This is a genomic window from Paracoccus mangrovi (assembly GCF_042648425.1).
Classification (GTDB): Bacteria; Pseudomonadota; Alphaproteobacteria; order Rhodobacterales; family Rhodobacteraceae; genus Paracoccus; species Paracoccus mangrovi.
Window position 1 is genome coordinate 36,824 of record NZ_JBHRXJ010000007.1, and the last position, 24,717, is coordinate 61,540.

General features: G+C 63.2%; 30 protein-coding genes. 28 read left to right on the top strand and 2 right to left on the bottom strand.

Annotated features, from left to right (window positions below; translation table 11 throughout):
* Positions 1–154: 154 nt before the first annotated feature.
* Positions 155–703 carry a hypothetical protein gene (locus ACFOMH_RS10800; RefSeq protein ID WP_377744445.1) on the bottom strand — a complete coding sequence of 183 codons (549 nt, stop codon included), beginning with the start codon at positions 701–703 and terminating at the stop codon, positions 155–157.
* Between the two features lie 136 nt (positions 704–839).
* Between ACFOMH_RS10800 and moaA the strand changes: the two genes are divergently transcribed.
* Positions 840–1,859 (top strand): GTP 3',8-cyclase MoaA, encoded by a 1,020-nt coding sequence (moaA, locus tag ACFOMH_RS10805; RefSeq protein WP_377744448.1) that lies wholly within the window; start codon positions 840–842, stop codon positions 1,857–1,859.
* Here the strand turns inward: moaA and ACFOMH_RS10810 are convergent, their stop codons facing one another.
* Positions 1,860–2,345, bottom strand: coding sequence for a molybdopterin-dependent oxidoreductase (locus tag ACFOMH_RS10810; protein ID WP_377744450.1), 486 nt, complete (start codon positions 2,343–2,345; stop codon positions 1,860–1,862).
* Positions 2,346–2,480: 135 nt separating this feature from the next.
* Here ACFOMH_RS10810 and uvrA point away from each other — a divergent pair, with 135 nt between their 5' ends.
* From uvrA to ACFOMH_RS10945, 27 genes are all read left to right on the top strand, one after another.
* Positions 2,481–5,345 (top strand): excinuclease ABC subunit UvrA, encoded by a 2,865-nt coding sequence (gene uvrA / locus ACFOMH_RS10815; protein WP_377744451.1) that lies wholly within the window; start codon positions 2,481–2,483, stop codon positions 5,343–5,345.
* Positions 5,342–6,064 carry a 3-keto-5-aminohexanoate cleavage protein gene (locus ACFOMH_RS10820; protein ID WP_374422847.1) on the top strand — a complete coding sequence of 241 codons (723 nt, stop codon included), beginning with the start codon at positions 5,342–5,344 and terminating at the stop codon, positions 6,062–6,064. Before uvrA ends, ACFOMH_RS10820 begins: the two co-directional genes overlap by 4 nt.
* Positions 6,061–6,429, top strand: coding sequence for a DUF4260 domain-containing protein (locus ACFOMH_RS10825; protein WP_377744454.1), 369 nt, complete (start codon positions 6,061–6,063; stop codon positions 6,427–6,429). The genes ACFOMH_RS10820 and ACFOMH_RS10825 overlap by 4 nt, the downstream gene beginning before the upstream one ends.
* Before the next feature lie 170 nt (positions 6,430–6,599).
* Entirely contained in the window at positions 6,600–6,965 is a 366-nt protein-coding gene (locus ACFOMH_RS10830; protein ID WP_374422851.1) for an NADH-quinone oxidoreductase subunit A, read from the top strand.
* Entirely contained in the window at positions 6,956–7,528 is a 573-nt protein-coding gene (locus tag ACFOMH_RS10835) for a NuoB/complex I 20 kDa subunit family protein (protein WP_377744457.1), read from the top strand. The genes ACFOMH_RS10830 and ACFOMH_RS10835 overlap by 10 nt, the downstream gene beginning before the upstream one ends.
* Positions 7,529–7,531: 3 nt before the next feature.
* A complete protein-coding gene (locus ACFOMH_RS10840; RefSeq protein ID WP_377744458.1) occupies positions 7,532–8,146 on the top strand; it encodes an NADH-quinone oxidoreductase subunit C in 615 nt (204 codons plus the stop codon).
* On the top strand, positions 8,143–8,574 hold the full coding sequence (locus ACFOMH_RS10845; RefSeq protein ID WP_374422857.1) for a thioesterase family protein: 432 nt from the start codon (positions 8,143–8,145) through the stop codon (positions 8,572–8,574). Before ACFOMH_RS10840 ends, ACFOMH_RS10845 begins: the two co-directional genes overlap by 4 nt.
* 2 nt (positions 8,575–8,576) lie before the next feature.
* Positions 8,577–9,815 carry an NADH-quinone oxidoreductase subunit D gene (locus tag ACFOMH_RS10850; RefSeq protein WP_374422859.1) on the top strand — a complete coding sequence of 413 codons (1,239 nt, stop codon included), beginning with the start codon at positions 8,577–8,579 and terminating at the stop codon, positions 9,813–9,815.
* Complete coding sequence (locus tag ACFOMH_RS10855) at positions 9,815–9,958, top strand: hypothetical protein (RefSeq protein WP_377744461.1); 144 nt, start codon at positions 9,815–9,817, stop codon at positions 9,956–9,958. The genes ACFOMH_RS10850 and ACFOMH_RS10855 overlap by 1 nt, the downstream gene beginning before the upstream one ends.
* 3 nt (positions 9,959–9,961) lie before the next feature.
* Positions 9,962–10,681 carry an NADH-quinone oxidoreductase subunit NuoE gene (gene nuoE, locus ACFOMH_RS10860; protein WP_377744462.1) on the top strand — a complete coding sequence of 240 codons (720 nt, stop codon included), beginning with the start codon at positions 9,962–9,964 and terminating at the stop codon, positions 10,679–10,681.
* A 53-nt stretch (positions 10,682–10,734) separates the two neighbouring features.
* A complete protein-coding gene (locus ACFOMH_RS10865; RefSeq protein WP_377744464.1) occupies positions 10,735–11,487 on the top strand; it encodes a hypothetical protein in 753 nt (250 codons plus the stop codon).
* The gene (locus tag ACFOMH_RS10870) at positions 11,487–11,744 is read left to right on the top strand and encodes a DUF5337 domain-containing protein (RefSeq protein ID WP_377744466.1); all 258 of its coding nucleotides are present in this window, start codon (positions 11,487–11,489) and stop codon (positions 11,742–11,744) included. Before ACFOMH_RS10865 ends, ACFOMH_RS10870 begins: the two co-directional genes overlap by 1 nt.
* 4 nt (positions 11,745–11,748) lie before the next feature.
* Positions 11,749–13,044: an NADH-quinone oxidoreductase subunit NuoF gene (gene nuoF / locus ACFOMH_RS10875; RefSeq protein WP_377744467.1), complete on the top strand. Its 1,296-nt coding sequence runs from the start codon at positions 11,749–11,751 to the stop codon at positions 13,042–13,044.
* Between the two features lie 51 nt (positions 13,045–13,095).
* Positions 13,096–13,488, top strand: a complete 393-nt coding sequence (locus ACFOMH_RS10880) for a hypothetical protein (RefSeq protein WP_377744469.1) — start codon at positions 13,096–13,098, stop codon at positions 13,486–13,488.
* A 92-nt stretch (positions 13,489–13,580) separates the two neighbouring features.
* A complete protein-coding gene (locus ACFOMH_RS10885) occupies positions 13,581–13,991 on the top strand; it encodes a DUF5333 domain-containing protein (RefSeq protein WP_377744470.1) in 411 nt (136 codons plus the stop codon).
* A gap of 8 nt (positions 13,992–13,999) precedes the next feature.
* Positions 14,000–14,530 (top strand): hypothetical protein, encoded by a 531-nt coding sequence (locus ACFOMH_RS10890; RefSeq protein ID WP_377744471.1) that lies wholly within the window; start codon positions 14,000–14,002, stop codon positions 14,528–14,530.
* Positions 14,531–14,583: 53 nt separating this feature from the next.
* Positions 14,584–16,605 carry an NADH-quinone oxidoreductase subunit NuoG gene (gene nuoG, locus ACFOMH_RS10895; RefSeq protein WP_377744473.1) on the top strand — a complete coding sequence of 674 codons (2,022 nt, stop codon included), beginning with the start codon at positions 14,584–14,586 and terminating at the stop codon, positions 16,603–16,605.
* Between the two features lie 5 nt (positions 16,606–16,610).
* On the top strand, positions 16,611–17,384 hold the full coding sequence (locus tag ACFOMH_RS10900; protein ID WP_374422878.1) for a hypothetical protein: 774 nt from the start codon (positions 16,611–16,613) through the stop codon (positions 17,382–17,384).
* Positions 17,385–17,402: 18 nt separating this feature from the next.
* Positions 17,403–18,440: an NADH-quinone oxidoreductase subunit NuoH gene (gene nuoH / locus ACFOMH_RS10905; RefSeq protein ID WP_374422880.1), complete on the top strand. Its 1,038-nt coding sequence runs from the start codon at positions 17,403–17,405 to the stop codon at positions 18,438–18,440.
* A 4-nt stretch (positions 18,441–18,444) separates the two neighbouring features.
* Positions 18,445–18,627: a hypothetical protein gene (locus tag ACFOMH_RS10910; RefSeq protein WP_374422882.1), complete on the top strand. Its 183-nt coding sequence runs from the start codon at positions 18,445–18,447 to the stop codon at positions 18,625–18,627.
* A complete protein-coding gene (gene nuoI, locus ACFOMH_RS10915; protein WP_374422883.1) occupies positions 18,627–19,118 on the top strand; it encodes an NADH-quinone oxidoreductase subunit NuoI in 492 nt (163 codons plus the stop codon). Before ACFOMH_RS10910 ends, nuoI begins: the two co-directional genes overlap by 1 nt.
* Entirely contained in the window at positions 19,115–19,519 is a 405-nt protein-coding gene (locus ACFOMH_RS10920; RefSeq protein ID WP_374422884.1) for a carboxymuconolactone decarboxylase family protein, read from the top strand. The genes nuoI and ACFOMH_RS10920 overlap by 4 nt, the downstream gene beginning before the upstream one ends.
* Positions 19,516–20,118, top strand: a complete 603-nt coding sequence (locus ACFOMH_RS10925) for an NADH-quinone oxidoreductase subunit J (protein WP_374423391.1) — start codon at positions 19,516–19,518, stop codon at positions 20,116–20,118. The genes ACFOMH_RS10920 and ACFOMH_RS10925 overlap by 4 nt, the downstream gene beginning before the upstream one ends.
* A complete protein-coding gene (locus ACFOMH_RS10930) occupies positions 20,115–20,624 on the top strand; it encodes a hypothetical protein (protein ID WP_377744476.1) in 510 nt (169 codons plus the stop codon). Before ACFOMH_RS10925 ends, ACFOMH_RS10930 begins: the two co-directional genes overlap by 4 nt.
* Before the next feature lie 62 nt (positions 20,625–20,686).
* Positions 20,687–20,992 (top strand): NADH-quinone oxidoreductase subunit NuoK, encoded by a 306-nt coding sequence (gene nuoK, locus ACFOMH_RS10935; protein WP_374422890.1) that lies wholly within the window; start codon positions 20,687–20,689, stop codon positions 20,990–20,992.
* A 6-nt stretch (positions 20,993–20,998) separates the two neighbouring features.
* Positions 20,999–23,158 carry an NADH-quinone oxidoreductase subunit L gene (gene nuoL / locus ACFOMH_RS10940; RefSeq protein WP_377744477.1) on the top strand — a complete coding sequence of 720 codons (2,160 nt, stop codon included), beginning with the start codon at positions 20,999–21,001 and terminating at the stop codon, positions 23,156–23,158.
* A gap of 1 nt (position 23,159) precedes the next feature.
* Positions 23,160–24,710, top strand: coding sequence for an NADH-quinone oxidoreductase subunit M (locus ACFOMH_RS10945; RefSeq protein ID WP_374422895.1), 1,551 nt, complete (start codon positions 23,160–23,162; stop codon positions 24,708–24,710).
* Positions 24,711–24,717 lie beyond the last annotated feature (7 nt).

The window sequence follows — 24,717 nt, forward strand, 5'->3', positions numbered from 1 at the left end:
GGGTGTTGCGCAGCGGGCCGATGCAGCGGGCAAGTATGTCGGGCGGGCAAGGTGGAGCGAGCGCGACGGGTGAGTGCGGCGAATCCGCGCAATGCCCGATGCGATACGCCGACATGATGCGTTCGCAGAATGGACCTTTTGCTGTCCGAGGGGATCAGCCCTCATAAACCTCAAGCGTGGGCAGGTCGGTCAGGCTGACCCCGATCAGTTGCAGCGCAGGCAGCGAGACCTGGCTGCCGCCGCTGGCCGGGCCGCCCAGCGGGATCAGCCGCACCTTGGCGGATTTGCCATTGGCCGGATTGACGATCCGGCCCCCGGTTTCGGATTTCGCCAATGGCGTCTTGATCCAGAACCCCGGCTGCGAGGGGTCGCCCAGCGAGGCGACAGTCGTGCCCAGCCGCCGCTCGGCCGAGGCGGGCGGCGCCGCGGCCGCCGCCTTCTGGGCGTTGCTGGTGGTGTCGAAATCGGCCGCGGTGCTGGCCGTTGGGGCGGGGATCGAGGATGCGCCGATGGTCTTGCCCGGCGTGCGCGGCGCGGTCCCGGTCAGCACTGGCCCCTTGATCACCGGTTGACCGGTGGCCGGATCGGTCATGGTTTCAAGTTGCTGCGGCGGCGCCGTGGCCGTTGTCTTGGCGGTCTGGGTACAGGCCGCAAGGATCAGCAGGGACAGCGTGAATGCAATGCGGAAAATGGGCTTCGTCATGAAGAGCCTCGTCATCTGTTTGGGGCAGGCTAGCGGCTGGGATGCGGCGCTGTCCACCGCAAGCTGGGGAATTGGTTAGGGTATCGTTACCATCGGCCGGCTTGTGCCGAGGGCGCGCTGACCATATCTATCGGGCATGACGCCGCCCATGCCCCTTGTCGATCCTTTTGCCCGGCCGATCAGCTATCTGCGGGTCTCGGTCACGGATCGCTGTGATTTCCGCTGCACCTATTGCATGTCCGAGCATATGCAGTTCCTGCCCAAGCGCGATCTTCTGACGCTTGAGGAACTGGACCGGCTGTGTTCGGCCTTTGTCGGGCTGGGGGTGCGCAAGCTGCGCGTGACCGGGGGCGAGCCTTTGGTCCGGCGCAATATCATGCAGTTCTTTCGCGCCATGTCACGCCATCTGGGCCAGGATGGCGGCCCCGGTCTCGACGAGCTGACCCTGACCACCAATGGCAGCCAGCTGGCCCGTTTCGCCGACGAACTGGCCGAATGCGGGGTGCGGCGGGTCAATGTCTCGCTCGACACGCTGGACGTGGCGCGCTTTGCCGAGATCACCCGCTGGGGCCGATTGCCGCAGGTGCTTGAGGGGATCGCCGCCGCCCGCGCCGCCGGCATGCGGGTCAAGATCAACACCGTCGCGTTGAAGGGCTTCAACGAGGACGAGCTGTTCCCGCTGCTGGACTGGTGCGCGCGCGAAGGTCACGACCTGACATTCATCGAGGTCATGCCCATGGGCGAGATGGGCGAGGAACAACGCCTTGACCAGTACTGGCCGCTGACCGAGCTGCGCCGCCGTCTGGACGAGCGCTTGACCCTGACCCCGCTGACCGAGCGGACCGGCGGTCCCGCCCGCTATGTCCGCATCGAGGAAACCGGCCAGAAGATCGGCTTTATCACCCCGCTCAGCCATAATTTCTGCGAAAGTTGCAACCGGGTCCGGCTGACCTGTACGGGGGAATTGTTCATGTGTCTGGGACAGGAGGATCGCGCCGATCTGCGCGCGCCCCTGCGCGACAGCCCCGATGACGCGCTGGTCCGACAGGCGATCCGCGACGCCATCGCCCGCAAGCCCAAGGGCCACGATTTCGACTATTCGCGCCGCCAGGTCTCGGGTCAGGTCAGCCGCCATATGAGCCATACCGGCGGCTGATCAGCGATAGTCCAGCGTCACGATATCCTTGATGTGACGCGCCCCGCGCAGATCGCCCGGAACGACCATGCGCAATCCGTCGGCGATGGGTTCGCCGTTCATCTCATAGGCCAGCATGATCGGCCGGTTGCCGAAATCGGGCGCGATCTCGCCGATCGAATAGGCGACCTGATGACCGTCCCCGGCCGTCGCCAGCAATGTGTGGCGCAGCGCGGATTTGTGATCCTGATCGACGAACCCCTCGGCCTGCAACAGATCCCAGAGCAGGACCCCCTTGTAGATGCCGGTCTCGATGCCCTTTGAGCTGCGATAGCTGGTCACCGCCTCGGTCGCCGGCAGGGCCGAAAGCCGTGCGGCATCCAGCGTGACGGTCACCCCGTCGGGGCCGTTCATCGCCGCCTTTTCCGCCGCCACCGCACCGCCCGCCGCCAAGAGCGCGATCAGGGACAGGGCAAGGGGGGTGATTCGATATATACGGTTGTGCATATCGAAGCGATATCAGCCCGCGCGACGCTCGACAATCCCTTCCTTACCGGGTAAATGTTCGCGTTATGTTCATTAGCGGTTGCCATTTCGCGTGTCATGCCTATCTCATGCGCTTGGCGGAATCGGGATGTGACGATGGAACAGAAGTTCATCGAGGTGCGCGGCGCGCGCGAGCATAACCTCAAGGGCGTGGACATGGACATTCCGCGCGACCAGCTGGTGGTGATCACCGGCCTGTCGGGCAGCGGCAAATCCAGCCTGGCCTTTGACACCATCTATGCCGAGGGGCAGCGGCGCTATGTCGAAAGCCTGTCGGCCTATGCGCGTCAGTTTCTGGACATGATGGGCAAGCCGGATGTGGACCATATCAGCGGTCTTTCCCCGGCGATTTCCATCGAGCAGAAAACCACCTCGAAGAACCCGCGCTCGACCGTCGGCACGGTGACCGAGATTTACGACTATCTGCGGCTTTTGTTCGCGCGCGCGGGCACGCCCTATAGCCCCGCCACCGGCCTGCCCATCGAGGCGCAGCAGGTTCAGGACATGGTCGACCGGGTGATGGAGATGCCCGAGGGCACCCGCGCCTATCTGCTGGCCCCCATCGTCCGCGACCGCAAGGGCGAGTACAAGAAAGAGTTCCTTGAACTGCGCAAGCAGGGCTTTCAGCGCGTCAAGGTCAACGGTCAGTTCCATGAACTGGACGAGCCGCCGACGCTCGACAAGAAATTCCGCCACAATATCGATGTGGTCGTTGACCGGATCGTGGTGCGCGCGGGCATGGAGACGCGGCTGGCCGATAGTTTTCGGACCGCGCTGGATCTGGCCGACGGTATCGCCGTCCTTGAAACCGCGCCTGCCGAGGGCGAGGGCGAGGCCGAGCGCATCACGTTCAGCGAAAACTTTGCCTGTCCGGTCAGCGGCTTCACCATCCCGGAAATCGAGCCGCGGCTGTTTTCATTCAACGCGCCTTTCGGCGCCTGTCCGGTCTGTGACGGGCTGGGGGTCGAGCTCTTCTTTGACGAGCGGCTGGTGGTGCCCGACAGCGCCCTGTCGGTGGCGCAGGGGGCCATTGCGCCATGGGCCAAGTCGAAATCGGCCTATCTGACCCAGACCATCAACGCGCTGGCCAAATTCTATGGTTTTGACCGGAAAACCCCGTGGAAGGATCTGCCGCAATCGGTGCGCGACATGTTCATGCGCGGCTCGGGCGCGGATGAAATCCCGTTCCGCTTTGACGATGCCGGCCGCGTCTATGAGGTCACCCGTCAGTTTGAGGGCGTGATCCCGAACATGGAACGCCGCTTGCGCGAAAGCGACAGCACCTGGGTGCGCGAAGAGTTCGAAAAATATCAGAACAACCGCCCCTGCGGCGCCTGCGAGGGATACCGGCTCAAGCCCGAGGCGCTGGCGGTCAAGATCGCAGGCCATCATATCGGGCAGGTGACCGAGCTGTCGATCCGCGAGGCGCTGGCCTGGATCGAGGCCGCGCCCGATCATCTGACGAAACAAAAGAACGAAATCGCTGCCGCGATCCTCAAGGAGATCCGCGAAAGGCTTGGTTTCCTTGTGAATGTCGGTCTTGATTATCTGACGCTGTCGCGGGCGGCGGGTACGCTTTCGGGCGGTGAGTCACAGCGGATCCGGCTGGCCAGCCAGATCGGGTCGGGGCTGACGGGCGTGCTATATGTGCTCGACGAGCCCTCGATCGGGCTGCATCAGCGGGATAACGACCGCCTGCTTGCGACGCTGAAGGGCCTGCGCGATCAGGGCAATTCCGTCATCGTGGTCGAACATGACGAGGATGCGATCCGCCATGCCGATTATGTCTTTGACATGGGGCCGGGGGCGGGGGTCCATGGCGGGCAGGTGGTGGCGCGCGGCACGCCGGCCGAAATCGCCGCCGATCCCTCCAGCCTGACCGGGCAATATCTGTCGGGCGCGCGCGAAATTGCCGTGCCCGAGACCCGGCGCAAGGGCAATGGCAAGGCGGTCAAGGTCGTCGGCGCGACCGGCAACAACCTGAAAAACGTGACCGCCGAGTTTCCCTTGGGCAAATTCGTCTGTGTGACCGGGGTGTCGGGGGGCGGCAAATCGACCCTTACCATCGAGACGCTGTTCAAGACCGCCAGCCTGCGGCTGAACGGCGCCCGCCAGACCCCCGCGCCCTGCGAGACGATCAAGGGGCTTGAGCTCTTGGACAAGGTCATCGACATCGACCAGCGCCCCATCGGGCGCACGCCGCGTTCCAACCCCGCGACCTATACCGGCGCCTTTACCCCGATCCGCGACTGGTTCGCGGGCCTGCCCGAGGCCAAGGCGCGCGGATACAAACCCGGCCGCTTCAGCTTCAACGTCAAGGGCGGCCGCTGCGAGGCCTGTCAGGGCGACGGCGTCATCAAGATCGAGATGCATTTCCTGCCCGACGTCTATGTCGAATGCGAAACCTGCAAGGGCAAACGCTATAACCGCGAAACGCTTGAGGTGCATTTCAAGGGCAAATCCATTGCCGACGTGCTGGACATGACCGTTGAGGACGCGCAGGAATTTTTCCGCGCCGTGCCCTCGATCCGCGAAAAGATGGATGCGCTGGTCGAGGTGGGGCTTGGCTATATCAAGGTCGGCCAGCAGGCGACGACGCTTTCGGGCGGCGAGGCGCAGCGGGTCAAGCTATCCAAGGAACTGTCGCGGCGCGCGACCGGCAAGACGCTTTATATTCTCGACGAGCCGACCACCGGCCTGCATTTCGAGGATGTGCGGAAACTGCTGGAAGTGCTTCATTCCCTTGTCGAACAGGGCAATACCGTGGTGGTGATCGAGCATAATCTCGATGTGATCAAGACCGCCGACTGGATCATCGATATCGGCCCCGAAGGTGGCGATGGCGGCGGGCGCATCGTTGCCACCGGCACGCCCGAGGATGTGGCAGAGGTCGCGGAAAGCCATACCGGACGGTATCTGGCCCCGATGCTTGCGGCGGCGCGCCGTCGCGCCGCCGAATGATGTTGCAGGCCTGTCTGAACGGAGCGCGTGCTGCGGATACGCCCGGCCTGCCGCTGACGCCCGATGCCGTCGCCGGCGATGCGCGGGCCAGCCGTGCCGCCGGGGCGGCCTGCCTGCATATCCATCCGCGCGACGCCATGGGGCGGGAATCGCTGGCGCCGCCGGATGTGGCCGCCCATCTGAGCGCCGTGCGGACGGCGGTGCCGGGTATGGCGGTCGGCATCTCGACCGGCGACTGGATCCTGCCCCACGCCGGCCGGCTGGAGGACATGCACGGTTGGACGGTGCTGCCGGATTACGTTTCGGTCAATCTTGAAGAAGCCGATGCACCCGAAGTCCTTGCGCTTATGGGGCGGTTGGGCATCGGGATCGAGCTTGGGCTGGCGACCGGGGCCGATCTGGACCGGCTGCTGTCCCTGCCTGCGACATTGTGGCACGGCGCGGTGCGGATCATGATCGAAATGAATGCCGGCACGCTGGATCGGGCGATGCCGGTCGCGCGCCGGATTCTGGACCGGCTGCGCCATGAGGCGCCGGACCTGCCGATTCTGCTGCATGGTTTTGACGCAACGGCATGGGATTTTGTCGCGGCGGCGCGGGATCTGGGCTGCGACACCCGGATCGGGCTTGAAGATTGCCTGTACCTGCCCGATGGCCGTGCCGCCGGAAATGGCGCGTTGGTTGCCGCCGCCGCCCGGATGCTGGGGCTGGACGCATGAACCCGGTGCGCTGGCAGCGCGTCGAGGGGGCCGGGCTTGCGCTGGCTGGGCTTTTGATCGCGATTCTGGCCGCGCCGGGATGGGGTGCGCCGATCTGGATCGCCATTCTTCTTGCGCCGGATCTGACCATGCTGGGCTATCTGGCCGGGCCGCGCATCGGGGCATTCATCTATAATTGCGGGCATATTTACGCCCTGCCGCTGCTCTTGATCGTGCTGGGCGTCGCACTTGGCGCGACCGGGCCGATCGCCGGGGGCGGGCTGTGGCTGGTGCATCTGGGCTGTGATCGGCTATTTGGGTCCGGGCTCAAGGAAAACAGCGGCTTTCGCGACACCCATCTGGGCCGGATCGGGCGCGGGGACTAGGCCGGTCCCGCATCGCGATACCTGTGGCACGGCATCCGCGACCTCGCCGGAAACGGGTGGCGAAAGCGGGGCGCACCGTTGACCCTGCCGCGCGCCGGGACTAAACGAACCTTAGCCAAACCCATCGCGGGCGCCACCAGGGTTCCCGCGAACGATAGGGAGCCCACCCAGTGGAATATCTGCTGCAAGAATACCTGCCGATCCTGATCTTTCTGGGAATGGCCTCGGCTCTGGCCATTATCCTGATTCTGGCCGCCGCGCTTGTCGCCGTGCGCAACCCGGACCCGGAAAAAGTCAGCGCCTATGAATGCGGCTTCAACGCCTTTGACGATGCGCGGATGAAATTCGATGTGCGCTTCTATCTGGTGTCGATCCTGTTCATCATCTTCGACCTCGAAGTCGCGTTCCTGTTCCCCTGGGCGGTCAATTTCGCCGGGCTCAGCGATACCGCCTTCTGGGGCATGATGCTGTTTCTGGGCGTGCTGACCGTGGGCTTTGCCTATGAATGGAAGAAGGGGGCGCTGGAATGGGCCTGATCCTGCCTGAGAAAAGCGGCCTGCAAACCGGGGGCGTCCAGACCGGCGCCAATACCGCCGGCGCGGATCGCGAGGTCGCGACCGCCGAGCTGAACCGGGAATTGCAGGACAAGGGTTTCCTGCTGACCACGACCGAAGACATCATCAACTGGGCCCGCAACGGCAGCCTGCACTGGATGACCTTCGGCCTGGCCTGTTGCGCGGTCGAGATGATGCAAAGCTCGATGCCGCGCTATGACCTTGAGCGCTTCGGCACCGCGCCGCGCGCCAGCCCGCGCCAGTCGGACCTGATGATCGTCGCCGGCACCCTGACCAACAAGATGGCGCCCGCCCTGCGCAAGGTCTATGACCAGATGCCCGAGCCGCGCTATGTGATCAGCATGGGCAGCTGCGCCAATGGCGGCGGCTATTACCATTACAGCTATTCGGTGGTGCGCGGCTGCGACCGCATCGTGCCGGTGGACATCTATGTTCCCGGCTGCCCGCCGACCGCCGAGGCGCTGCTTTACGGCATCCTGCAACTTCAGCGCCGGATCCGGCGCACCGGCACGCTGGTGAGGTAAGCCATGTCTGATGACGCCCTGCTGGAACTGGCCGAACATATCGCGCTGCGCCGCCCAAATGAGGTCGTCGGCACCTCGGTCGCCTTTGGCGAGCTGACGGTCGAGGCGACGCTTTCGGGTCTGGTGCCGCTGCTGGAATTTCTGCGCAGCGATCCGAATTGTCGCTTTTCGACGCTGATCGACATTACCGCCGTCGACCATCCGGCGCGCCCGGCGCGCTTTGACGTGGTCTATCACCTGTTGTCGATGTACCAGAACCAGCGCGTTCGCGTGAAGGCCAAGGCCCGCGAGGATGAGCTGGTGCCCAGCCTGATCGGCGTCTATCCCGCCGCGAACTGGTACGAGCGCGAGATTTTCGACATGTTCGGGGTCTTTTTCTCGGGCCACCCGGATCTGCGCCGCATTCTGACCGATTACGGTTTCCGTGGTCATCCGCTGCGCAAGGATTTCCCCACCACCGGCTATGTCGAGGTGCGTTGGAACGATGCCGAGAAACGCGTCGTCTATGAGCCGGTGAACCTGGTTCAGGAATATCGCCAGTTCGATTTCCTGTCCCCCTGGGAAGGTGCGAAATATGTGCTGCCCGGCGACGAAAAGGCGGCGGAGGCCAAGAAATGAAGCCGGGCCTGAAACCGGGCGACCGGGCCAGTTTCAGCATGCGGGTCACCGCCGGCGACACGGTGCCGGCGCTCTTTGCCGACCGCCGCGCATTTCTGGACATGCCCGACGTCTTTGCCACGGCCAAGATGGTCGGGCTGATGGAATGGGCCTGTGTCGAACAGCTGCGCCCCTATTACGAGGATGGCGAGGATTCGCTGGGCATCCATGTCGATGTCGATCACAGCGCGCCGACCCTGCCCGGACAGGTGGTGACCGTCGAAACCGAGGTCGAGGAAATCGACGGCCGTTTCCTGTGGTTCCGCGTCGTCGCCCATGACGGCATCGACCAGATCGGCGCCGGTCGTCACCGCCGCGCGGTGATCGACAGCACGAAATTCAACGACCGGCTAGAGCTAAAGCGCGCCAAGGCCGCGCTGGAGGGATGACCATGGACGGCGACATCCGCAAGAACAGCTATGACGATGGCTCGGTTGATACCCTCACGGGCGAACAGAGCATTCGCAACTTCAACATCAACTTCGGTCCCCAGCACCCGGCGGCGCATGGCGTGTTGCGGATGGTGCTGGAACTGGACGGCGAGATCGTCGAGCGTGCGGACCCCCATATCGGTCTGTTGCATCGCGGCACCGAAAAGCTGATGGAAAGCCGCACCTATCTGCAAAACCTGCCTTATCTGGACCGCCTCGATTATGTGGCGCCGATGAATCAGGAACATGCCTGGTGCATGGCGATCGAGCGGCTGACCGGGACCACGATTCCGCGCCGCGCCAGCCTGATCCGGGTGCTGTTTTCGGAAATCGGCCGCATTCTGAACCACCTGCTGGGGCTGACCACCGGGGCGCTGGACGTGGGCGCGCTGACGCCGCCGCTTTGGGGCTTTGAGGCCCGCGAAGAGCTGATGATCTTTTACGAACGCGCCAGCGGGGCGCGGCTGCATGCCGCCTATTTCCGTCCCGGCGGCGTGCATCAGGACCTGCCGCCCGAGCTTCTGGACGATATCGAGGAATGGTGCGAGCGTTTCCCGCGTCTGGTCGACGATCTGGACACGCTGCTGACCGAAAACCGTATCTTCAAGCAGCGTCTGGTCGATATCGGCATCGTCACCGAACAGGATGCGCTGGATTGGGGCTATTCGGGCGTCATGGTGCGCGGCTCGGGGCTTGCATGGGATCTGCGGCGTTCGCAACCCTATGAATGCTATGACGAATTCGACTTTCAGATCCCGGTCGGCAAGAACGGCGACTGTTATGACCGTTTCCTTGTCCGCATGGCCGAGATGCGCGAAAGCTGCAAGATCATGCAGCAGGCGATCAAGAAACTGCGCGCAGAGCCGGCCGGTGACGTGCTGGCGCGCGGCAAGCTGACGCCGCCGCGCCGCGCCGACATGAAGCGCGACATGGAAAGCCTGATCCACCACTTCAAGCTTTATACCGAGGGCTTCAAGGTTCCCGCGGGCGAAGTTTATGCCGCCGTCGAGGCGCCCAAGGGCGAATTCGGCGTCTATATGGTTTCGGACGGCACCAACAAGCCGTGGCGGGCCAAGCTGCGCGCGCCCGGATTTGCGCATCTGCAATCCATCGACTGGATGTCCAAGGGCCATATGCTGGCCGACGTGCCGGCCATCATCGCCACGCTCGACATCGTGTTCGGAGAGGTTGACCGCTGATGCCGTTCGACATGTTCAGGGTTCAGGCATCTGTGCACGGCATGGCCGTGGGCATTCCTGTGGGCCTGATCGCTTTCGCCAGAAATGTCCTGCCCGTCGGACAGGTTTCCTACTGGTTTTCCAGCAAGATTTATGGGGAATAACTCATGCTTCGCCGTCTGTCCCCCGATCAGCCCGCATCCTTTGAATTCACGCCCGCCAATCTGGAATGGGCGCGCGCCCAGATGACCAAATATCCCGAGGGTCGCCAGCAATCGGCGATCATCCCGGTCCTGTGGCGGGCGCAGGAACAGGAAGGCTGGCTGACCCGGCCCGCCATCGAATATGTCGCCGACCTTTTGGGCATGCCCTATATCCGGGCGCTCGAGGTCGCGACCTTCTACTTCATGTTCCAGCTTTATCCGGTTGGATCGGTTGCCCATATCCAGATCTGCGGCACCACGACCTGCATGATCTGCGGGGCCGAGGATCTGATCCGCGTCTGCAAGGACAAGATCGCGGCAGCCCCGCATACGCTGTCGGCCGATGGCCGCTTCAGCTGGGAAGAGGTGGAATGCCTTGGCGCCTGCACCAACGCGCCCATGGCCCAGATCGGCAAGGATTTCTACGAGGATCTGACCACCGAAAAGCTGGCCGCGCTGATCGACAGCTTTGCCGCCGGCGAGGTGCCGGTGCCGGGGCCGCAGAATGGCCGGTTTTCGTCCGAGGCTCTGGGCGGGCCGACCGCGCTGGCCGATCTGAAGGGCGGCGAGGCGCATAATGGCAGTGTCGCGCGCGCAGTGAGCCTGCATGATACGATCAAGCGCATCGACGGGACCGAGGTTCCGGTGACGACGCCTTGGCTTGGCAACGGAAACGGCGCGTGATCAAGATGAAGGGGAAGCTGGCCGACTGACAACAGGCGGAAAGGCAGGTCACCATGAAGAACGCGGAGTGCAACGGGAATTGCTGGATCGCGGCGGGCATCGCCGGCGTTCTTGTCTTGCTGTTCACCTGGGGCGTCGGGGATCTGAGCTTTTTCGCTGGGCTGTTTCTGGGTGTGATCGCGACCCTGCTTCTGGGGGCGCTGCTGGTCTGGCTGGCGTGCAGCGACCGGCCCGAGCTTTTCGGCGATGCCGACAGCCAGACGGTGACCGACTGGGCGCGCGAGGCGGCCGACAGCCAGCCCGGCAGTCTGTTGGTCAGCGGCTCGCTTGGGCCCGAGCCGGCCTTGATGGCGCCGCCGATCCCGATCGTTGCCGGCGCCATGAGCCCCGCCCGGGACGCCGTTCAGGCGACACCCGAAGCCCCGGCCAAGGCCAAGGCGAAAGCCAAGGCCCCCGTCGAGACCAGCGCCGAGACCAGCGCCGAGACCAGCGCCGAGACCGGGACGGAAGCCGGGGCCAAACCCAAGGCCGCGACGCGCAAGCCCAAGGCGGATACCGCGCCCGACGATCTGAAGCGGATCAAGGGCATCGGTCCGAAACTGTCGGAATGGCTGCATGAGAACGGCGTGACCCGTTACGCGCAGATCGCCGAATGGGATCGGGCCGCCATCGCGGATTATGCCGAACGGCTGGGCCGTATGGGGGGCCGGATCGAGGCCGACGACTGGGTCGGTCAGGCAAAGCTTCTGGCGGCGGGGGGTGAGACCGAGTTTTCGCACCGCGTCGATGACGGCGAGGTGTATTGATGCCCGCGCCGGCAAGACAGGATATGGCGTCGCCCGGACAGGCGGCGGATGCGCGGCAGATGCGGCTGGTGGCGGTGGTGATTGCCGCGACCATGGTGCTGTGGCTGGGCGTGCAATGGATTGGGGGCCAGATGGGCTGGCCCGGGAAATACGTCTTTCTCGCCGATCTTGCGGCGATCGGGGCGATGATCTGGTCGCTGTTGGTGACCTGGCGGATCTGGCGGCGGCGCAACGGGCCGTCGCAGGGACAAGGATAAGACGATGCTGAACGATCAGGACCGGATCTTTACGAATATCTACGGGATGGGCGACCGCAGCCTGGCCGGCGCGAAAAAGCGCGGCTGCTGGGACGGAACCGCCGCCATCATCCAGCGCGGCCGCGACAAGATCGTCGACGAGATGAAGGCCTCGGGCCTGCGCGGCCGGGGCGGCGCGGGTTTCCCCACCGGCATGAAATGGTCCTTCATGCCCAAGGAATCGGATGGCCGTCCCTCATATCTGGTCATCAATGCCGACGAATCCGAACCCGCGACCTGCAAGGACCGCGAGATCATGCGCCATGATCCGCACACCCTGATCGAGGGGGCGCTGATCGCCAGCTTCGCCATGGGCGCGCATGCCGCCTATATCTATATCCGTGGCGAATTCATCCGCGAGAAAGAGGCGCTGCAGGCGGCCATCGACGAATGCTATGACGCGGGCCTTCTGGGCAAGAACGCCGCCGGCTCGGGCTGGGATTTCGATCTTTACCTGCATCACGGCGCCGGCGCCTATATCTGCGGCGAGGAAACCGCGCTGCTGGAAAGCCTTGAGGGCAAGAAGGGCATGCCCCGGATGAAGCCGCCGTTCCCGGCCGGTGCCGGGCTTTACGGCTGCCCGACCACCGTCAACAACGTCGAATCCATCGCCGTGGTGCCCACCATCCTGCGCCGTGGCCCGGAATGGTTCGCAAGCTTTGGTCGCCCGAACAACGCGGGCGTCAAGCTGTTCGGCATGACCGGGCATATCAACAGCCCCTGCGTGGTCGAAGAGGCCATGTCGATCCCCATGCGCGAGCTGATCGAAAAGCATGGCGGCGGCGTGCGCGGCGGCTGGAAGAACCTGAAAGCGGTGATCCCCGGCGGCGCGTCCTGTCCGGTCCTGACCGCCGAGATGTGCGAAAACGCCATCATGGATTACGATGGCATGCGCGAGCTGAAATCCAGCTTTGGCACCGCCTGCATGATCGTGATGGATCAGTCCACCGATGTCGTGAAAGCGATCTGGCGGCTGTCGAAATTCTTCAAGCACGAGTCCTGCGGCCAGTGCACGCCCTGCCGCGAAGGCACCGGCTGGATGATGCGGGTCATGGACCGTCTGGTGAAGGGCGAGGCCGAGGTCGAGGAAATCGACATGCTGTTTGATGTGACCAAGCAGGTCGAAGGACACACCATCTGCGCGCTTGGCGACGCGGCGGCATGGCCGATTCAGGGTCTGATCCGCAACTTCCGCGAGGAAATCGAGGACCGCATCAAGGCCAAGCGCACCGGGCGCATGGGCGCCATGGCGGCCGAATAAGAACAGGGCAGCAGGACCGGGATGATGGAACACGGGCTGGCATATGGGATCATGGCGGGGCAGGGGCGCAAGGCCCTTGCACTGCTGTGCCTTGCCGGTCTGGCGGGCTGCGCCGCGCCCGATGCCGAGCATCCGACAAGGTTCGTTTCGGTCGATGGCGTCCCGATGAAGATCTATTACGCCGATGACGTTCTGGATTACGTCGAGATCGTTGACCGGAACCCCGCGACGGGCGAGGGGGTACAGATCATGCCCATCCCCCTGACCAGTGGCTATGCCGTGATGCGCAACGACGGCAAACCCACGACCGAGACGGACGAGGGCCGCGCACAAGAGGCCGCGCAGCATTTCTGCGCCGCAGAGGGCAAAGCGCCAGGCAAGCTGCGGCTGAATGGGCTGCAAGGCGGCACGGCGCATGTCTGGTATTTCGGGGGATGCGCATGAGCGACCTCACGAAACGCACACCAGTCTGTGTCGAAAGCCGGCAAACCCGCCATGTTATGAAGCCGCTTCATAACATGCAGAAGGTCTTTGCCATGAACACCCTGAAAGCCCTGACTGTCGCGGCGCTGGCCGTCACGGCGCTTGCCGCGCCCGCCGCCGCGCTTGAACCGCTGTCGCAGGAAAAATACATCAACGACCGGCTGATCGCCGCGCGCATCGCCGACCGTGTGCGCCGCAGCTGCCCCACGATCAATGCGCGCATCTTTTACGCCTATGGCGAGGCCCGCAAGCTCAAGCGCTATGCCGAGCAAAAGGGCTATTCCAGCAAGCAGATCGACGAATTCCTGGACAATAAACAGGAAAAGAAACGCATCTATGCCGTGGCCGAGGATTATCTTGTCCGCAACGGTGCGAAAAAGGACAACCCCGAGAGCTTTTGCAGGATCGGCCGCGCCGAGATCCAGAAAAAGACCATCATCGGCAGCCTTCTGGTGGCGAAATGAGCGGTTGGATGAACAGGATCGGACTGGCGCTGATGGCTGCGGCCGCGGCTGCGATGATCGCGGGCGATGCGTTTGCCGGCGATCCCTCGCGCCCCTTCGCGCCGACCGGGCAGAAATTCTATCTTGGCTTTGACATGCTCGCGCCGGCCGATCTGTCCTGCGATGCGGACGGGCCGGGCGTGCGGGTCAAGCAGATGCGCGATATCGCCGGCAAGCCGGTGCTGCGTCTGACCGGCAATGCGCGGGATGCGCAGATCACCTGCTGGCGCCCCGATGGCAGCCGCTATGTGACCGACGCCAATCGCGAACAATTCTACAACACCGCCGAGCCTTTGCGCGCGACGGTGACCTTTAGCCGCGACCGCGATGCGATGACCGTGGTGCTGACCCGTGGCGACGATATCAACGATATCGTCGAGGTCGTGCCCCGGTCGTTCCGGCGCGTGGCGGCGGGAACGGGGACGATGGATAGCTCGCTCAGCTCGCTGGGCGGGATGAATGACGGCGCCAAAGACGCACCCAGGCTGAGTGGCGATTAGACAATGCGGCGCGACCGGACCGGCACGTCGGGCAAGACAAAAAAGGTGAAGTGATGGCAGATCTTCGCAAGATCAAGATCGACGACAAGGTGATCGAAGTCGATCCGAACCTGACCCTGATCCAGGCCTGTGAGCAGGCCGGGGTCGAGGTGCCGCGTTTCTGCTATCACGAACGGCTGTCGATTGCAGGCAATTGCCGGATGTGTCTGGTCGAGGTCGTCGGCGGCCCGCCCAAGCCCGCCGCATCCTGCGCCATGCAGGTCAAGGACCTGCGCCCCGGCCCCGATGGCGCGCCCTCCGAGATCCGCACCAACAGCCCCATGGTCCGCAAGGCCCGCGAAGGGGTCATGGAATTCCTGCTGATCAACCACCCGCTGGATTGCCCGATCTGTGACCAGGGCGGCGAATGCGACCTTCAGGATCAGGCCATGGCCTACGGCGTCGATTTCAGCCGCTATCGCGAACCCAAGCGCGCCAGCGAGGATCTGAACCTTGGCCCGCTGGTCGAAACCCACATGACCCGCTGCATCAGCTGCACCCGCTGCGTGCGCTTTACCACCGAGGTCGCCGGCATCACCCAGATGGGCCAGACCGGCCGTGGCGAGGACAGCGAGATCACCAGCTATCTGGACCAGACGCTGAACTCGAACCTGCAAGGCAATATCATCGACCTGTGCCCGGTGGGGGCGCTGGTGTCGAAACCCTATGCCTTTACCGCCCGTCCGTGGGAGCTGACCAAGACCGAAACCGTCGATGTGATGGACGCGCTGGGGTCGAACATCCGTGTCGACACCAAGGGCCGCGAAGTCATGCGCATCCTGCCGCGCAACAATGACGCGGTGAACGAGGAATGGATCAACGACAAGACCCGTTTCGTCTGGGACGGGCTGCGCCGCCAGCGTCTGGACCGGCCCTATATCCGAGAAAACGGCAAGCTGCGCTCGGCCAGCTGGTCCGAGGCGCTGGAAACCGCCGCCCGCGCGATCAAAGGCAAGAAAGTGGCCGGCCTGATCGGCGATCTGGTCCCGGTCGAGGCCGCCTTCAGCCTGAAACAGCTGATCGAGGGACTGGGCGGCAAGGTCGAATGCCGCGTCGACAATGCCCGCCTGCCGATCGGCAATCGTTCGGCCTATGTCGGCACCGCGCGGATCGAGGATATCGACAATGCCGCGATGATCCAGCTTATCGGCACCAACCCGCGCGAAGAGGCGCCGGTGCTGAACGCCCGCATCCGCAAGGCGTGGCTCAAGGGGGCGCGGGTCGGGCTGATCGGCGAGCCGGTCGATCTGACCTATGATTACGCGCATCTGGGCAATGACCGCGCGGCGCTGGCAAAGCTGTCCGCGCAAGAGATCACCGACGAAACCCGCGCCAAGCCGACCATCGTGATCGTCGGGCAGGGCGCGATCCGCGAAGCCGATGGCGAGGCCGTGCTGGCCCATGCGATGCGGCTTTGCGAAAACAGCAATTCCAAGCTTTTGGTCCTGCACACCGCCGCCGCCCGCGTTGGCGCGATGGATGTGGGCGCGGTGACCGAGGGCGGGCTGGATGCCGCCATCGACGGCGCCGAGGTGGTCTATAACCTTGGCGCGGACGAGGTGGACATCGCGGCCGGTGCTTTCGTGATCTATCAGGGCAGCCATGGCGACCGCGGCGCGCATCGCGCCGACCTGATCCTGCCCGGCGCCTGCTATACCGAAGAAAACGGCCTTTTCGTTAATACCGAAGGCCGGCCGCAACTGGCACTGCGGGCGAATTTCGCCCCGGGCGAGGGCAAGGAAAACTGGGCGATCCTGCGGGCGCTCTCGGCGGAACTGGGCCAGACCCAGCCCTGGGACAGCCTCGCCGGGCTGCGCCGCAAGCTGGTCGAGGCGGTGCCGCATCTGGCACAGGTCGACCATGTGCCGGAAAACGCCTGGCAGCCGCTGACCCGGTTCGATCTGGGGCATGCGAGCTTCCGCTATGCGATCAAGGATTTCTACCTGACCAACCCCATTGCGCGGTCCTCGCCGCTGATGGGGGAGCTTTCGGCAATGGCGGCGGCGCGCAAGGCGCATGCCATGGCGGCGGAGTAGACCCGATGCAAAAGCGTTTCGTCGTCACGCTGGCAAGACTGGGCATCGCGGCCGCGATGCTGACCGGCTGCGGCAGCGCGCGCGATTCGCGCCCGCCCGCCAAGCCCGAAGAGTTGCGCTTTGCGGTGCTGCAAAGTGATGCCGGCGCGCCTGGCAAACAGGTTTTGACGCGAGGTCGCATTTCCACCAAATCCGGCGACATTCTGATTCTGGAACCCGACGGCTCGGTCACCGAGATGGAACTGGACAGCCCCGAGGGGCGCGACGCATTCGCCGTGACCGAGGCCGATCTGATGGCGCTGAACGCCAATCTGGGGCTGGATCTGTCGGGCATGCCGGACATGGCCCCGGTCAAGCCACGCGAGCCCACGGCACAGGAAAAGGCGCTGGCCGATTTCGCCGCCCGCACCCGCCCCCTGCGGCTGAACCTGCCCACGAGCTTTGAGGCCAATCCCAAGGATTTTCAGGGGGCAGAGGTCAAAAGCTATGAAAGCAACCGCAAGGGTGGCGACAGCCTGGTCGAGGTGACCGCGAACCTCAAGGGCGGGGTGGACGCCGACACCGCCTTCGCCTATGCCACATGCGCGCTGGCCAGTTGGGCCGATGCCAAGGGAACGCCATATGCGCGCCACATCCGCACCATACGCAATGAACGAGACGGCAAGATGACCGTCGGTTCGGTCTTTACCCTGTCGGGGAAACGGCCTTTGGGACTGACGGTGATGACAACGCAAGACACCTTGCAGGAATGCAAGACACGCGGCATTCCCGCGGCGTGATTAGGGGGACGAAAGATCATGGCTGAATTCTGGGCCTCGGCCTATGGTTTCGCGCTGATTCTGCTGTTGCAGGGGCTGGCGATCATCGCCTTTGTCATGGGGTCGCTGATCTTCATGGTTTACGCTGACCGCAAGATCTGGGCGGCGGTGCAGATGCGCCGCGGGCCGAACGTCGTCGGACCCTGGGGCTTGCTTCAGACCTTTGCCGATGCGTTGAAATACATCCTCAAGGAAATCGTCGTTCCGGCGGGCGCGGACAAGTTCATCTTTTTCCTGGCCCCGTTTCTGTCGATGATGCTGGCGCTCTTTGCCTTTGTCGCGATCCCCTTCGACGAAGGCTGGGTCATGGCCAATATCAACGTAGGCATCCTGTTCATCTTTGCCGCCTCCTCGCTCGAGGTATATGGCGCGATCATGGGCGGCTGGGCCTCGAACTCGAAATATCCGTTCCTGGCCTCGCTGCGCTCGGCCTCGCAGATGATCTCGTATGAGGTGTCGATGGGGCTGATCATCATCGGCATCATCATCTCGACCGGGTCGATGAACCTGACCGAGATCGTGCATGCCCAAAAGGGTGATTACGGGCTGCTGAACTGGTACTGGCTGCCGCATCTGCCGATGGTGGTGCTGTTCTTTGTCAGCGCGCTGGCGGAAACCAACCGCCCGCCCTTTGACCTTGCCGAGGCGGAATCGGAACTGGTCGCGGGCCACATGGTCGAATATTCCTCGACGCCCTATCTGCTTTATATGGCCGGCGAATATATCGCCATCTATCTGATGTGCGCGCTGCTGTCGCTTTTGTTCTTTGGCGGCTGGCTGTCGCCGGTCCCGTTCATCGCCGATGGCTGGTGGTGGATGGTCATCAAGATGTGGTTCTGGTTCTACATGTTCTCGATGGTGAAGGCGATCGTGCCGCGCTATCGCTATGACCAGCTGATGCGGATCGGCTGGAAGGTGTTCCTGCCCCTGTCGCTGGGTTGGGTGGTGCTGGTCGCCATTCTGGCCCGCTATGAGGTGCTGGGCGGTTTCTGGGCCCGTTTCGCGATCGGAGGATAAGTCCATGTATTCCAACAAGCTAGCCGAGGCTCTTGCCGCTGCCAGTGAGACCGACAAGGTGGAACTGGCGCATTTCCTCGCCAATAATGTCGACAATGGCGAACATGGTCATGACAGCGCCTTTGTCCGCAGCATCGTCGCCGCCTTTGACCGTTTCGCGGCCCCGCGCAAGGGAGAGCATTTCTGATGGCCTTCGATTTCGCGCGGGCGACCAAATATTTCCTGATGTGGGATTTCATCAAGGGTTTCGCCCTGGGCATGCGTTATTTCGTGTCGCCCAAGCCGACCCTGAACTATCCGCATGAAAAAGGCCCGCTTTCGCCGCGTTTCCGGGGCGAACACGCGCTGCGCCGCTATCCCAATGGCGAGGAACGCTGCATCGCCTGCAAACTCTGCGAGGCGGTCTGTCCCGCGCAGGCGATCACCATCGATGCCGAACCGCGTGAGGACGGCTCGCGCCGGACCACGCGCTATGACATCGACATGACCAAATGCATCTATTGCGGTTTCTGTCAGGAGGCCTGCCCGGTCGACGCCATCGTCGAGGGGCCGAATTTCGAATACGCGACCGAGACCCGCGAAGAGCTGTTTTACGACAAGCAGAAGCTGCTGGATAACGGCGCGCGCTGGGAGGCCGAGATCGCCCGCAACCTTCAGATGGATGCGCCCTACAGATGACCGACGCGTTCACCAGACTTTTCGCCCAGATGCTGGCCTCGGGTCAGGAAATGGCGCGCGCCTTCAACCCGGCGCTTGAACATGTCGACATGCGCGCCATGGAAAAGCTGGTGCCGACGATACCGGCCGACATGCTGGAAATGTGGTTCGGCAAGACGTTCAACCGCGAGGGGCTGGACGCCAAGACCCGGCTGCTGCTGACCATCGGCGCGATCACCGTGCAGGGCGCGCTGGCCGAGCCGCAGCTGCGTCTGACCATCCGTCAGGCGCTGGCCGCCGGCGCCACCCAGCGCGAGATCGCCGAGACGATCTTTCAGATGAGCATGTTCGGCGGGTTGCCCGCGATGCAGAAGGCGCTGGAAATCGCCCAGAGCGTCTATGCCGAGGAGGACGAGGACTGATGATCTTTGCATTCTACCTGTTCGCGATCTGTGCCTGCGTTGCGGGCTTCATGGTCGTGATCGGCCGCAATCCGGTGCATTCGGTGCTTTGGCTGATCCTTGCCTTTTTCTCGGCCGCCGGACTCTTTGTGCTGCAAGGCGCGGAATTCGTCGCCATGCTGCTGATCGTGGTCTATGTCGGCGCGGTCGCGGTGCTTTTCCTGTTCGTCGTGATGATGCTCGACGTCGATTTCGCCGAGCTCAAGGGCGAGCTGGCGCGCTATCTGCCGCTGGGGCTGCTGATCGGTCTGGTGATGCTGGCGCAGCTTGGCATGGCGCTGTCGGGCTGGACCGCATCCGAGGCGGCCGACGGGCTGCGCGCGGCCCCGATCGTCGAGGGCGTGCAGAACACGCGCGGTCTGGGGGCTGTGCTTTACGACCGCTATGCGCTGATGTTCCAGATGTCGGGGCTGGTGCTGCTGGTCGCGATGATCGGCGCCATCGTGCTGACCATGCGACACCGCAAGGACGTCAAGCGTCAGAACGTGCTGGAACAGATGTGGCGCGATCCGGCCAAGCAGCTGGAACTGAAAGACGTGAAACCGGGGCAGGGGCTGTGAGAAAACGCGCGATCAGTTCGGTTGCATTCCTGATGGCGGTCGCGGCCTGCGACCGCTCATCGGGCGAGCATATCGGCACGCGCGATCTGCCCGGATGTGGGCGCGAAACCTCTTACGGCATCGCGGGGGGCTCGATGCGCTCCGGCTGGGTCGATGAGGGCGGCGGTTATATCTCGAACACCCATGCGCAATGGTCGGACAGTCTGGGCGGCGCAGGCTCGGATGGTCCCAGCGCCCGGCTTTTCAATTGCGCGTCCGGCGAAGGGATGCGATTTGGCTGGTCGCCCAGGGCCTCTGTCTCGGCGCACGACTTTATCGACCGAATGCGTAAGGCTAAGAAGGCCGGAGACCCTGAAGCGATGGTGTCTGAAGGACGGCGTTTGGGTCTGACAGTTCGTCAGACACGCGCAAATGCCGAGTCGGAAACCGCGATTTGTGGCTGCGAGCTTTATTATCCCCAGACCGAACGCGCTTGGGCGCCAGAGGCAAGTAACTTGAAGAGTTGACCGGCCAGAACCGGTCTGGACCGAACGACGAAACCGGCAATAGCCCGGAGGGACATGAGACGATGATAAGCTTGACACATTACCTTGTTGTGGGGGCGATCCTGTTCGTCACCGGCGTGTTCGGTATCTTCGTGAACCGAAAGAACGTCATCGTCATCCTGATGTCGATCGAGCTGATGCTGCTGGCGGTGAACATCAATTTCGTCGCCTTCTCGACGCATCTGGGCGATCTGGCGGGGCAGGTGTTCACCATGTTCATCCTGACCGTCGCCGCCGCCGAGGCTGCCATCGGTCTTGCGATCCTTGTGGTCTTCTTCCGCAACCGCGGCACCATCGCCGTGGAAGACGTCAACGTGATGAAGGGGTAAGCGAATATGGAAAAGATCATCCTGTTTGCGCCCCTGATCGGGTCGATCATCGCCGGCTTTGGCTGGCGCGTGATCGGCGAAAAGGCCGCGCAATACCTGACCACAGGCATCCTGTTTCTGTGCTGCGCGCTCAGCTGGATCGTGTTCCTGACCTTTGACGGCGTCACCCAGCATATCCCGGTCATGGACTGGGTGGTCGCGGGCGATTTCCATGCCGAATGGTCGATCCGCATCGACCGGCTGACCGCGATCATGCTGATCGTGGTGAACACGGTTTCGGCGCTGGTGCATATGTATTCGCTGGGCTACATGGCCCATGACGACAACTTCACCCATGACGAACATTACAAGGCGCGTTTCTTCGCCTATCTGTCGTTCTTTACCTTTGCTATGCTGATGCTGGTGACGGCCGACAACCTCTTGCAGATGTTCTTCGGCTGGGAAGGGGTGGGCGTCGCCTCCTATCTGCTGATCGGTTTCTACTACAAGAAACAGTCGGCGGGCGCGGCGGCGATGAAGGCCTTTATCGTCAACCGCGTCGGTGACTTCGGCTTCCTGCTGGGGATCTTTGGCCTTTACTGGCTGACCGGCAGCATCCGCTTTGACGAGATCTTTGCCCAGGTCCCGCAGATCGCCGAGACCAACGTGCATTTCCTGTGGCGCGAATGGAACGCGGCGAACCTTCTGGGTTTCCTGTTGTTCGTGGGCGCCATGGGCAAATCGGCGCAGCTCTTCCTGCACACCTGGCTTCCCGACGCGATGGAGGGTCCGACCCCGGTTTCGGCGCTGATCCATGCCGCGACCATGGTGACTGCGGGCGTGTTCCTGGTCTGCCGCATGTCGCCGCTTTATGAATTCGCGCCGGATGCCAAGAACTTCATCGTCATCGTGGGGGCCACCACCGCGTTCTTTGCCGCGACCGTGGGTCTGGTTCAGAACGACATCAAGCGCGTCATCGCCTATTCGACCTGTTCGCAGCTCGGCTATATGTTCGTGGCCGCCGGCGTCGGCGTCTATTCGGCGGCGATGTTCCACCTGCTGACGCATGCGTTTTTCAAGGCGATGCTGTTTCTGGGCGCCGGCTCGGTCATCCATGCCATGCATCATGAACAGGACATGCGGAATTATGGCGGGCTGCGCAAAAAGATCCCACTGACCTATTGGGCGATGATGATCGGCACCTTTGCGATTACCGGCGTCGGCATCCCGCTGACCACCATTGGTTTTGCGGGCTTCCTGTCCAAGGACGCGATCATCGAAAGCGCCTGGGCCGGCAATTCCTATGCCTTCTGGATGCTGGTCATCGCGGCCTGTTTCACCAGCTTCTATTCTTGGCGGCTGATCTTCCTGACCTTCTATGGCAAGCCGAGGGGCGATCATCACGCCCATGATCATGCCCATGAAAGCCCGCCGGTGATGACCATTCCGCTGGGCGTGCTGGCGGTTGGCGCGATCTTTGCCGGCATGGTCTGGTATGGTCCGTTCTTCGGCAGCCATGACAAGGTGGTCAACTTCTTCCACATCCCCGGCGCGCATACGACCGCCGAAGGCGGCGAAGAAGCCGCCCCGGCAACCGGCGAGGCGCCGGTCGAACATGCCGCCGCGACCGAGACCGCAGCCGAGACTGTCGCCGAGGCAACCCCGGCCGCCGATGGCGAACATGCGGCGACCCCCGCGACGGGCGAGCATCCCGCCGGCGAAGCCATCGCCGCCCCGGTCGGAGGCGCGATCTATATGGCCCCCGACAATCACATCATGGACGAGGCGCACCATGCCCCGAAATGGGTCAAGGTTTCGCCCTTCATCGCCATGCTGGTGGGGCTGATCACGGCCTTCTTCTTCTATATCGCCGATCCAAGCCTGCCGGGCCGTCTGGCCGCGCAGCAGCGGGGGCTTTATCAGTTCCTGCTGAACAAGTGGTATTTCGACGAAATCTACAATTTCCTTTTCGTGCGGCCGACGCTGTGGCTGGGCCGCTTCCTGTGGAAAGAGGGGGATGGCGCGGTCATCGACGGCGCCATCAACGGGGTCGCCATGGGGCTGATCCCGCGGTTGACGCGCGCGGCGGTCCGCGTGCAGTCGGGCTATCTGTTCCATTATGCCTTTGCCATGGTGCTGGGCATCGTGGGCTTGCTGATCTGGGTGATGATGCGGGGCACGCACTGATATGACGAGCTTTCTTTCCATTATCACCTTCCTGCCGATCGTCATCGCGGCGATCATGGCCTTGTTTCTGCGCAGCAATGACGAGGCGGCGGCGCGCAATGCGAAATGGGTGGCGCTTCTGGGCACCACCGCGACCTTCCTGATCTCGCTTTTCGTGTTGTTCCGGTTCGATCCGGCCAATACCGGCTTTCAGTTCGTCGAAGACCATGCCTGGGTCATGGGGCTGCGCTACAAGATGGGCGTGGACGGGATTTCGGTCCTGTTCGTCATGCTGACCACCTTCATGATGCCGCTGACCATCCTGTCGGCCTGGAATGTCGAGGTGAAGGTCAAGGAGTACATGATCGCCTTTCTCGTGCTGGAAGGGCTGATGATCGGCGTCTTCACGGCGCTGGATCTGATCCTGTTCTATCTGTTCTTCGAGGCCGGCCTGATCCCGATGTTCCTGATCATCGGCATCTGGGGGGGCAAGGACCGCATCTATGCGGCCTTCAAGTTCTTCCTCTATACCTTCCTTGGTTCGGTGCTGATGCTGGTGGCGATGATCGCCATGTACCGCATGGCCGGGACCACGGATATCGTGGCGCTTCTCGATCCGGCGCGGACGCCTTTCCCGTCCGAGACCATCCGCGTGCTGGGCATTTCGGTCGTGGGCGGCGTGCAGATGCTGCTCTTCGTGGCGTTCTTTGCCAGCTTCGCGGTCAAGATGCCGATGTGGCCGGTCCATACCTGGTTGCCCGACGCCCACGTTCAGGCGCCGACCGCCGGTTCGGTCCTGCTGGCCGCGGTGCTCTTGAAGATGGGCGGCTATGGCTTCCTGCGCTTTTCGCTGCCGATGTTCCCGGTGGCCAGCCATCTGGCCCAGGATTTCATCTTCTGGCTGTCGGCCATCGCCATCGTCTATACCTCGCTGGTGGCGCTGGCGCAGACCGATATGAAAAAGGTTATCGCCTATTCCTCGGTCGCCCATATGGGTTATGTGACCATGGGGATTTTCGCCGGCAATCAGCCGGGCGTCGATGGCGCCATCTTCCAGATGCTGTCGCATGGTTTCATCTCGGGGGCGCTGTTTCTTTGCGTTGGCGTGATCTATGACCGCATGCATACCCGCGACATCGACGCCTATGGCGGGCTGGTGAACCGGATGCCGGCCTATGCGGCGGTGTTCATGTTCTTCACCATGGCCAATGTCGGCCTGCCCGGCACCTCGGGTTTCGTGGGTGAGTTCCTGACGCTGCTGGGCACGTTCCGCGCCAATACTTGGGTGGCCACGGTCGCCGCGACCGGGGTGATCCTGTCGGCGGCTTATGCGCTGTGGCTCTATCGCCGGGTCACGCTGGGCCAGCTGATCAAGGAAAGCCTGAAGTCGATCACCGACATGACCCCGCGCGAGAAATGGGTTTTCATGCCGCTGATCGCGATGACGCTGATCCTGGGGGTGTATCCGCGACTGGTCACCGATGTGACCGGACCGTCCGTTGCCGCCCTGCTTGACCACTATAACCAAAGCCAGCCCGAGGCGCCCGTCGCCACGGCTGAAGCCAGCCACTAGGGGGCAG

Bases quoted from the DNA above. Each gene is read 5' to 3' on its own strand.
- ACFOMH_RS10835 (WP_377744457.1), top strand. From the start codon at position 6,956: ATGGGCCTGATCCTGCCTGAGAAAAGCGGCCTGCAAACCGGGGGCGTC.
- nuoH (WP_374422880.1), top strand. From the start codon at position 17,403: ATGGCTGAATTCTGGGCCTCGGCCTATGGTTTCGCGCTGATTCTGCTG.
- ACFOMH_RS10945 (WP_374422895.1), top strand. From the start codon at position 23,160: ATGACGAGCTTTCTTTCCATTATCACCTTCCTGCCGATCGTCATCGCG.
- nuoF (WP_377744467.1), top strand. From the start codon at position 11,749: ATGCTGAACGATCAGGACCGGATCTTTACGAATATCTACGGGATGGGC.
- ACFOMH_RS10910 (WP_374422882.1), top strand. From the start codon at position 18,445: ATGTATTCCAACAAGCTAGCCGAGGCTCTTGCCGCTGCCAGTGAGACC.
- nuoE (WP_377744462.1), top strand. From the start codon at position 9,962: ATGCTTCGCCGTCTGTCCCCCGATCAGCCCGCATCCTTTGAATTCACG.
- ACFOMH_RS10800 (WP_377744445.1), bottom strand. From the start codon at position 703: ATGACGAAGCCCATTTTCCGCATTGCATTCACGCTGTCCCTGCTGATC.
- uvrA (WP_377744451.1), top strand. From the start codon at position 2,481: ATGGAACAGAAGTTCATCGAGGTGCGCGGCGCGCGCGAGCATAACCTC.
- ACFOMH_RS10900 (WP_374422878.1), top strand. From the start codon at position 16,611: ATGCAAAAGCGTTTCGTCGTCACGCTGGCAAGACTGGGCATCGCGGCC.
- ACFOMH_RS10820 (WP_374422847.1), top strand. From the start codon at position 5,342: ATGATGTTGCAGGCCTGTCTGAACGGAGCGCGTGCTGCGGATACGCCC.
- ACFOMH_RS10890 (WP_377744471.1), top strand. From the start codon at position 14,000: ATGAACAGGATCGGACTGGCGCTGATGGCTGCGGCCGCGGCTGCGATG.
- nuoI (WP_374422883.1), top strand. From the start codon at position 18,627: ATGGCCTTCGATTTCGCGCGGGCGACCAAATATTTCCTGATGTGGGAT.
- moaA (WP_377744448.1), top strand. From the start codon at position 840: ATGACGCCGCCCATGCCCCTTGTCGATCCTTTTGCCCGGCCGATCAGC.
- nuoL (WP_377744477.1), top strand. From the start codon at position 20,999: ATGGAAAAGATCATCCTGTTTGCGCCCCTGATCGGGTCGATCATCGCC.
- ACFOMH_RS10850 (WP_374422859.1), top strand. From the start codon at position 8,577: ATGGACGGCGACATCCGCAAGAACAGCTATGACGATGGCTCGGTTGAT.
- nuoG (WP_377744473.1), top strand. From the start codon at position 14,584: ATGGCAGATCTTCGCAAGATCAAGATCGACGACAAGGTGATCGAAGTC.
- ACFOMH_RS10880 (WP_377744469.1), top strand. From the start codon at position 13,096: ATGGCGGGGCAGGGGCGCAAGGCCCTTGCACTGCTGTGCCTTGCCGGT.
- ACFOMH_RS10855 (WP_377744461.1), top strand. From the start codon at position 9,815: ATGCCGTTCGACATGTTCAGGGTTCAGGCATCTGTGCACGGCATGGCC.
- ACFOMH_RS10825 (WP_377744454.1), top strand. From the start codon at position 6,061: ATGAACCCGGTGCGCTGGCAGCGCGTCGAGGGGGCCGGGCTTGCGCTG.
- ACFOMH_RS10810 (WP_377744450.1), bottom strand. From the start codon at position 2,345: ATGCACAACCGTATATATCGAATCACCCCCCTTGCCCTGTCCCTGATC.
- ACFOMH_RS10865 (WP_377744464.1), top strand. From the start codon at position 10,735: ATGAAGAACGCGGAGTGCAACGGGAATTGCTGGATCGCGGCGGGCATC.
- ACFOMH_RS10870 (WP_377744466.1), top strand. From the start codon at position 11,487: ATGCCCGCGCCGGCAAGACAGGATATGGCGTCGCCCGGACAGGCGGCG.
- nuoK (WP_374422890.1), top strand. From the start codon at position 20,687: ATGATAAGCTTGACACATTACCTTGTTGTGGGGGCGATCCTGTTCGTC.
- ACFOMH_RS10885 (WP_377744470.1), top strand. From the start codon at position 13,581: ATGAACACCCTGAAAGCCCTGACTGTCGCGGCGCTGGCCGTCACGGCG.
- ACFOMH_RS10845 (WP_374422857.1), top strand. From the start codon at position 8,143: ATGAAGCCGGGCCTGAAACCGGGCGACCGGGCCAGTTTCAGCATGCGG.
- ACFOMH_RS10840 (WP_377744458.1), top strand. From the start codon at position 7,532: ATGTCTGATGACGCCCTGCTGGAACTGGCCGAACATATCGCGCTGCGC.
- ACFOMH_RS10920 (WP_374422884.1), top strand. From the start codon at position 19,115: ATGACCGACGCGTTCACCAGACTTTTCGCCCAGATGCTGGCCTCGGGT.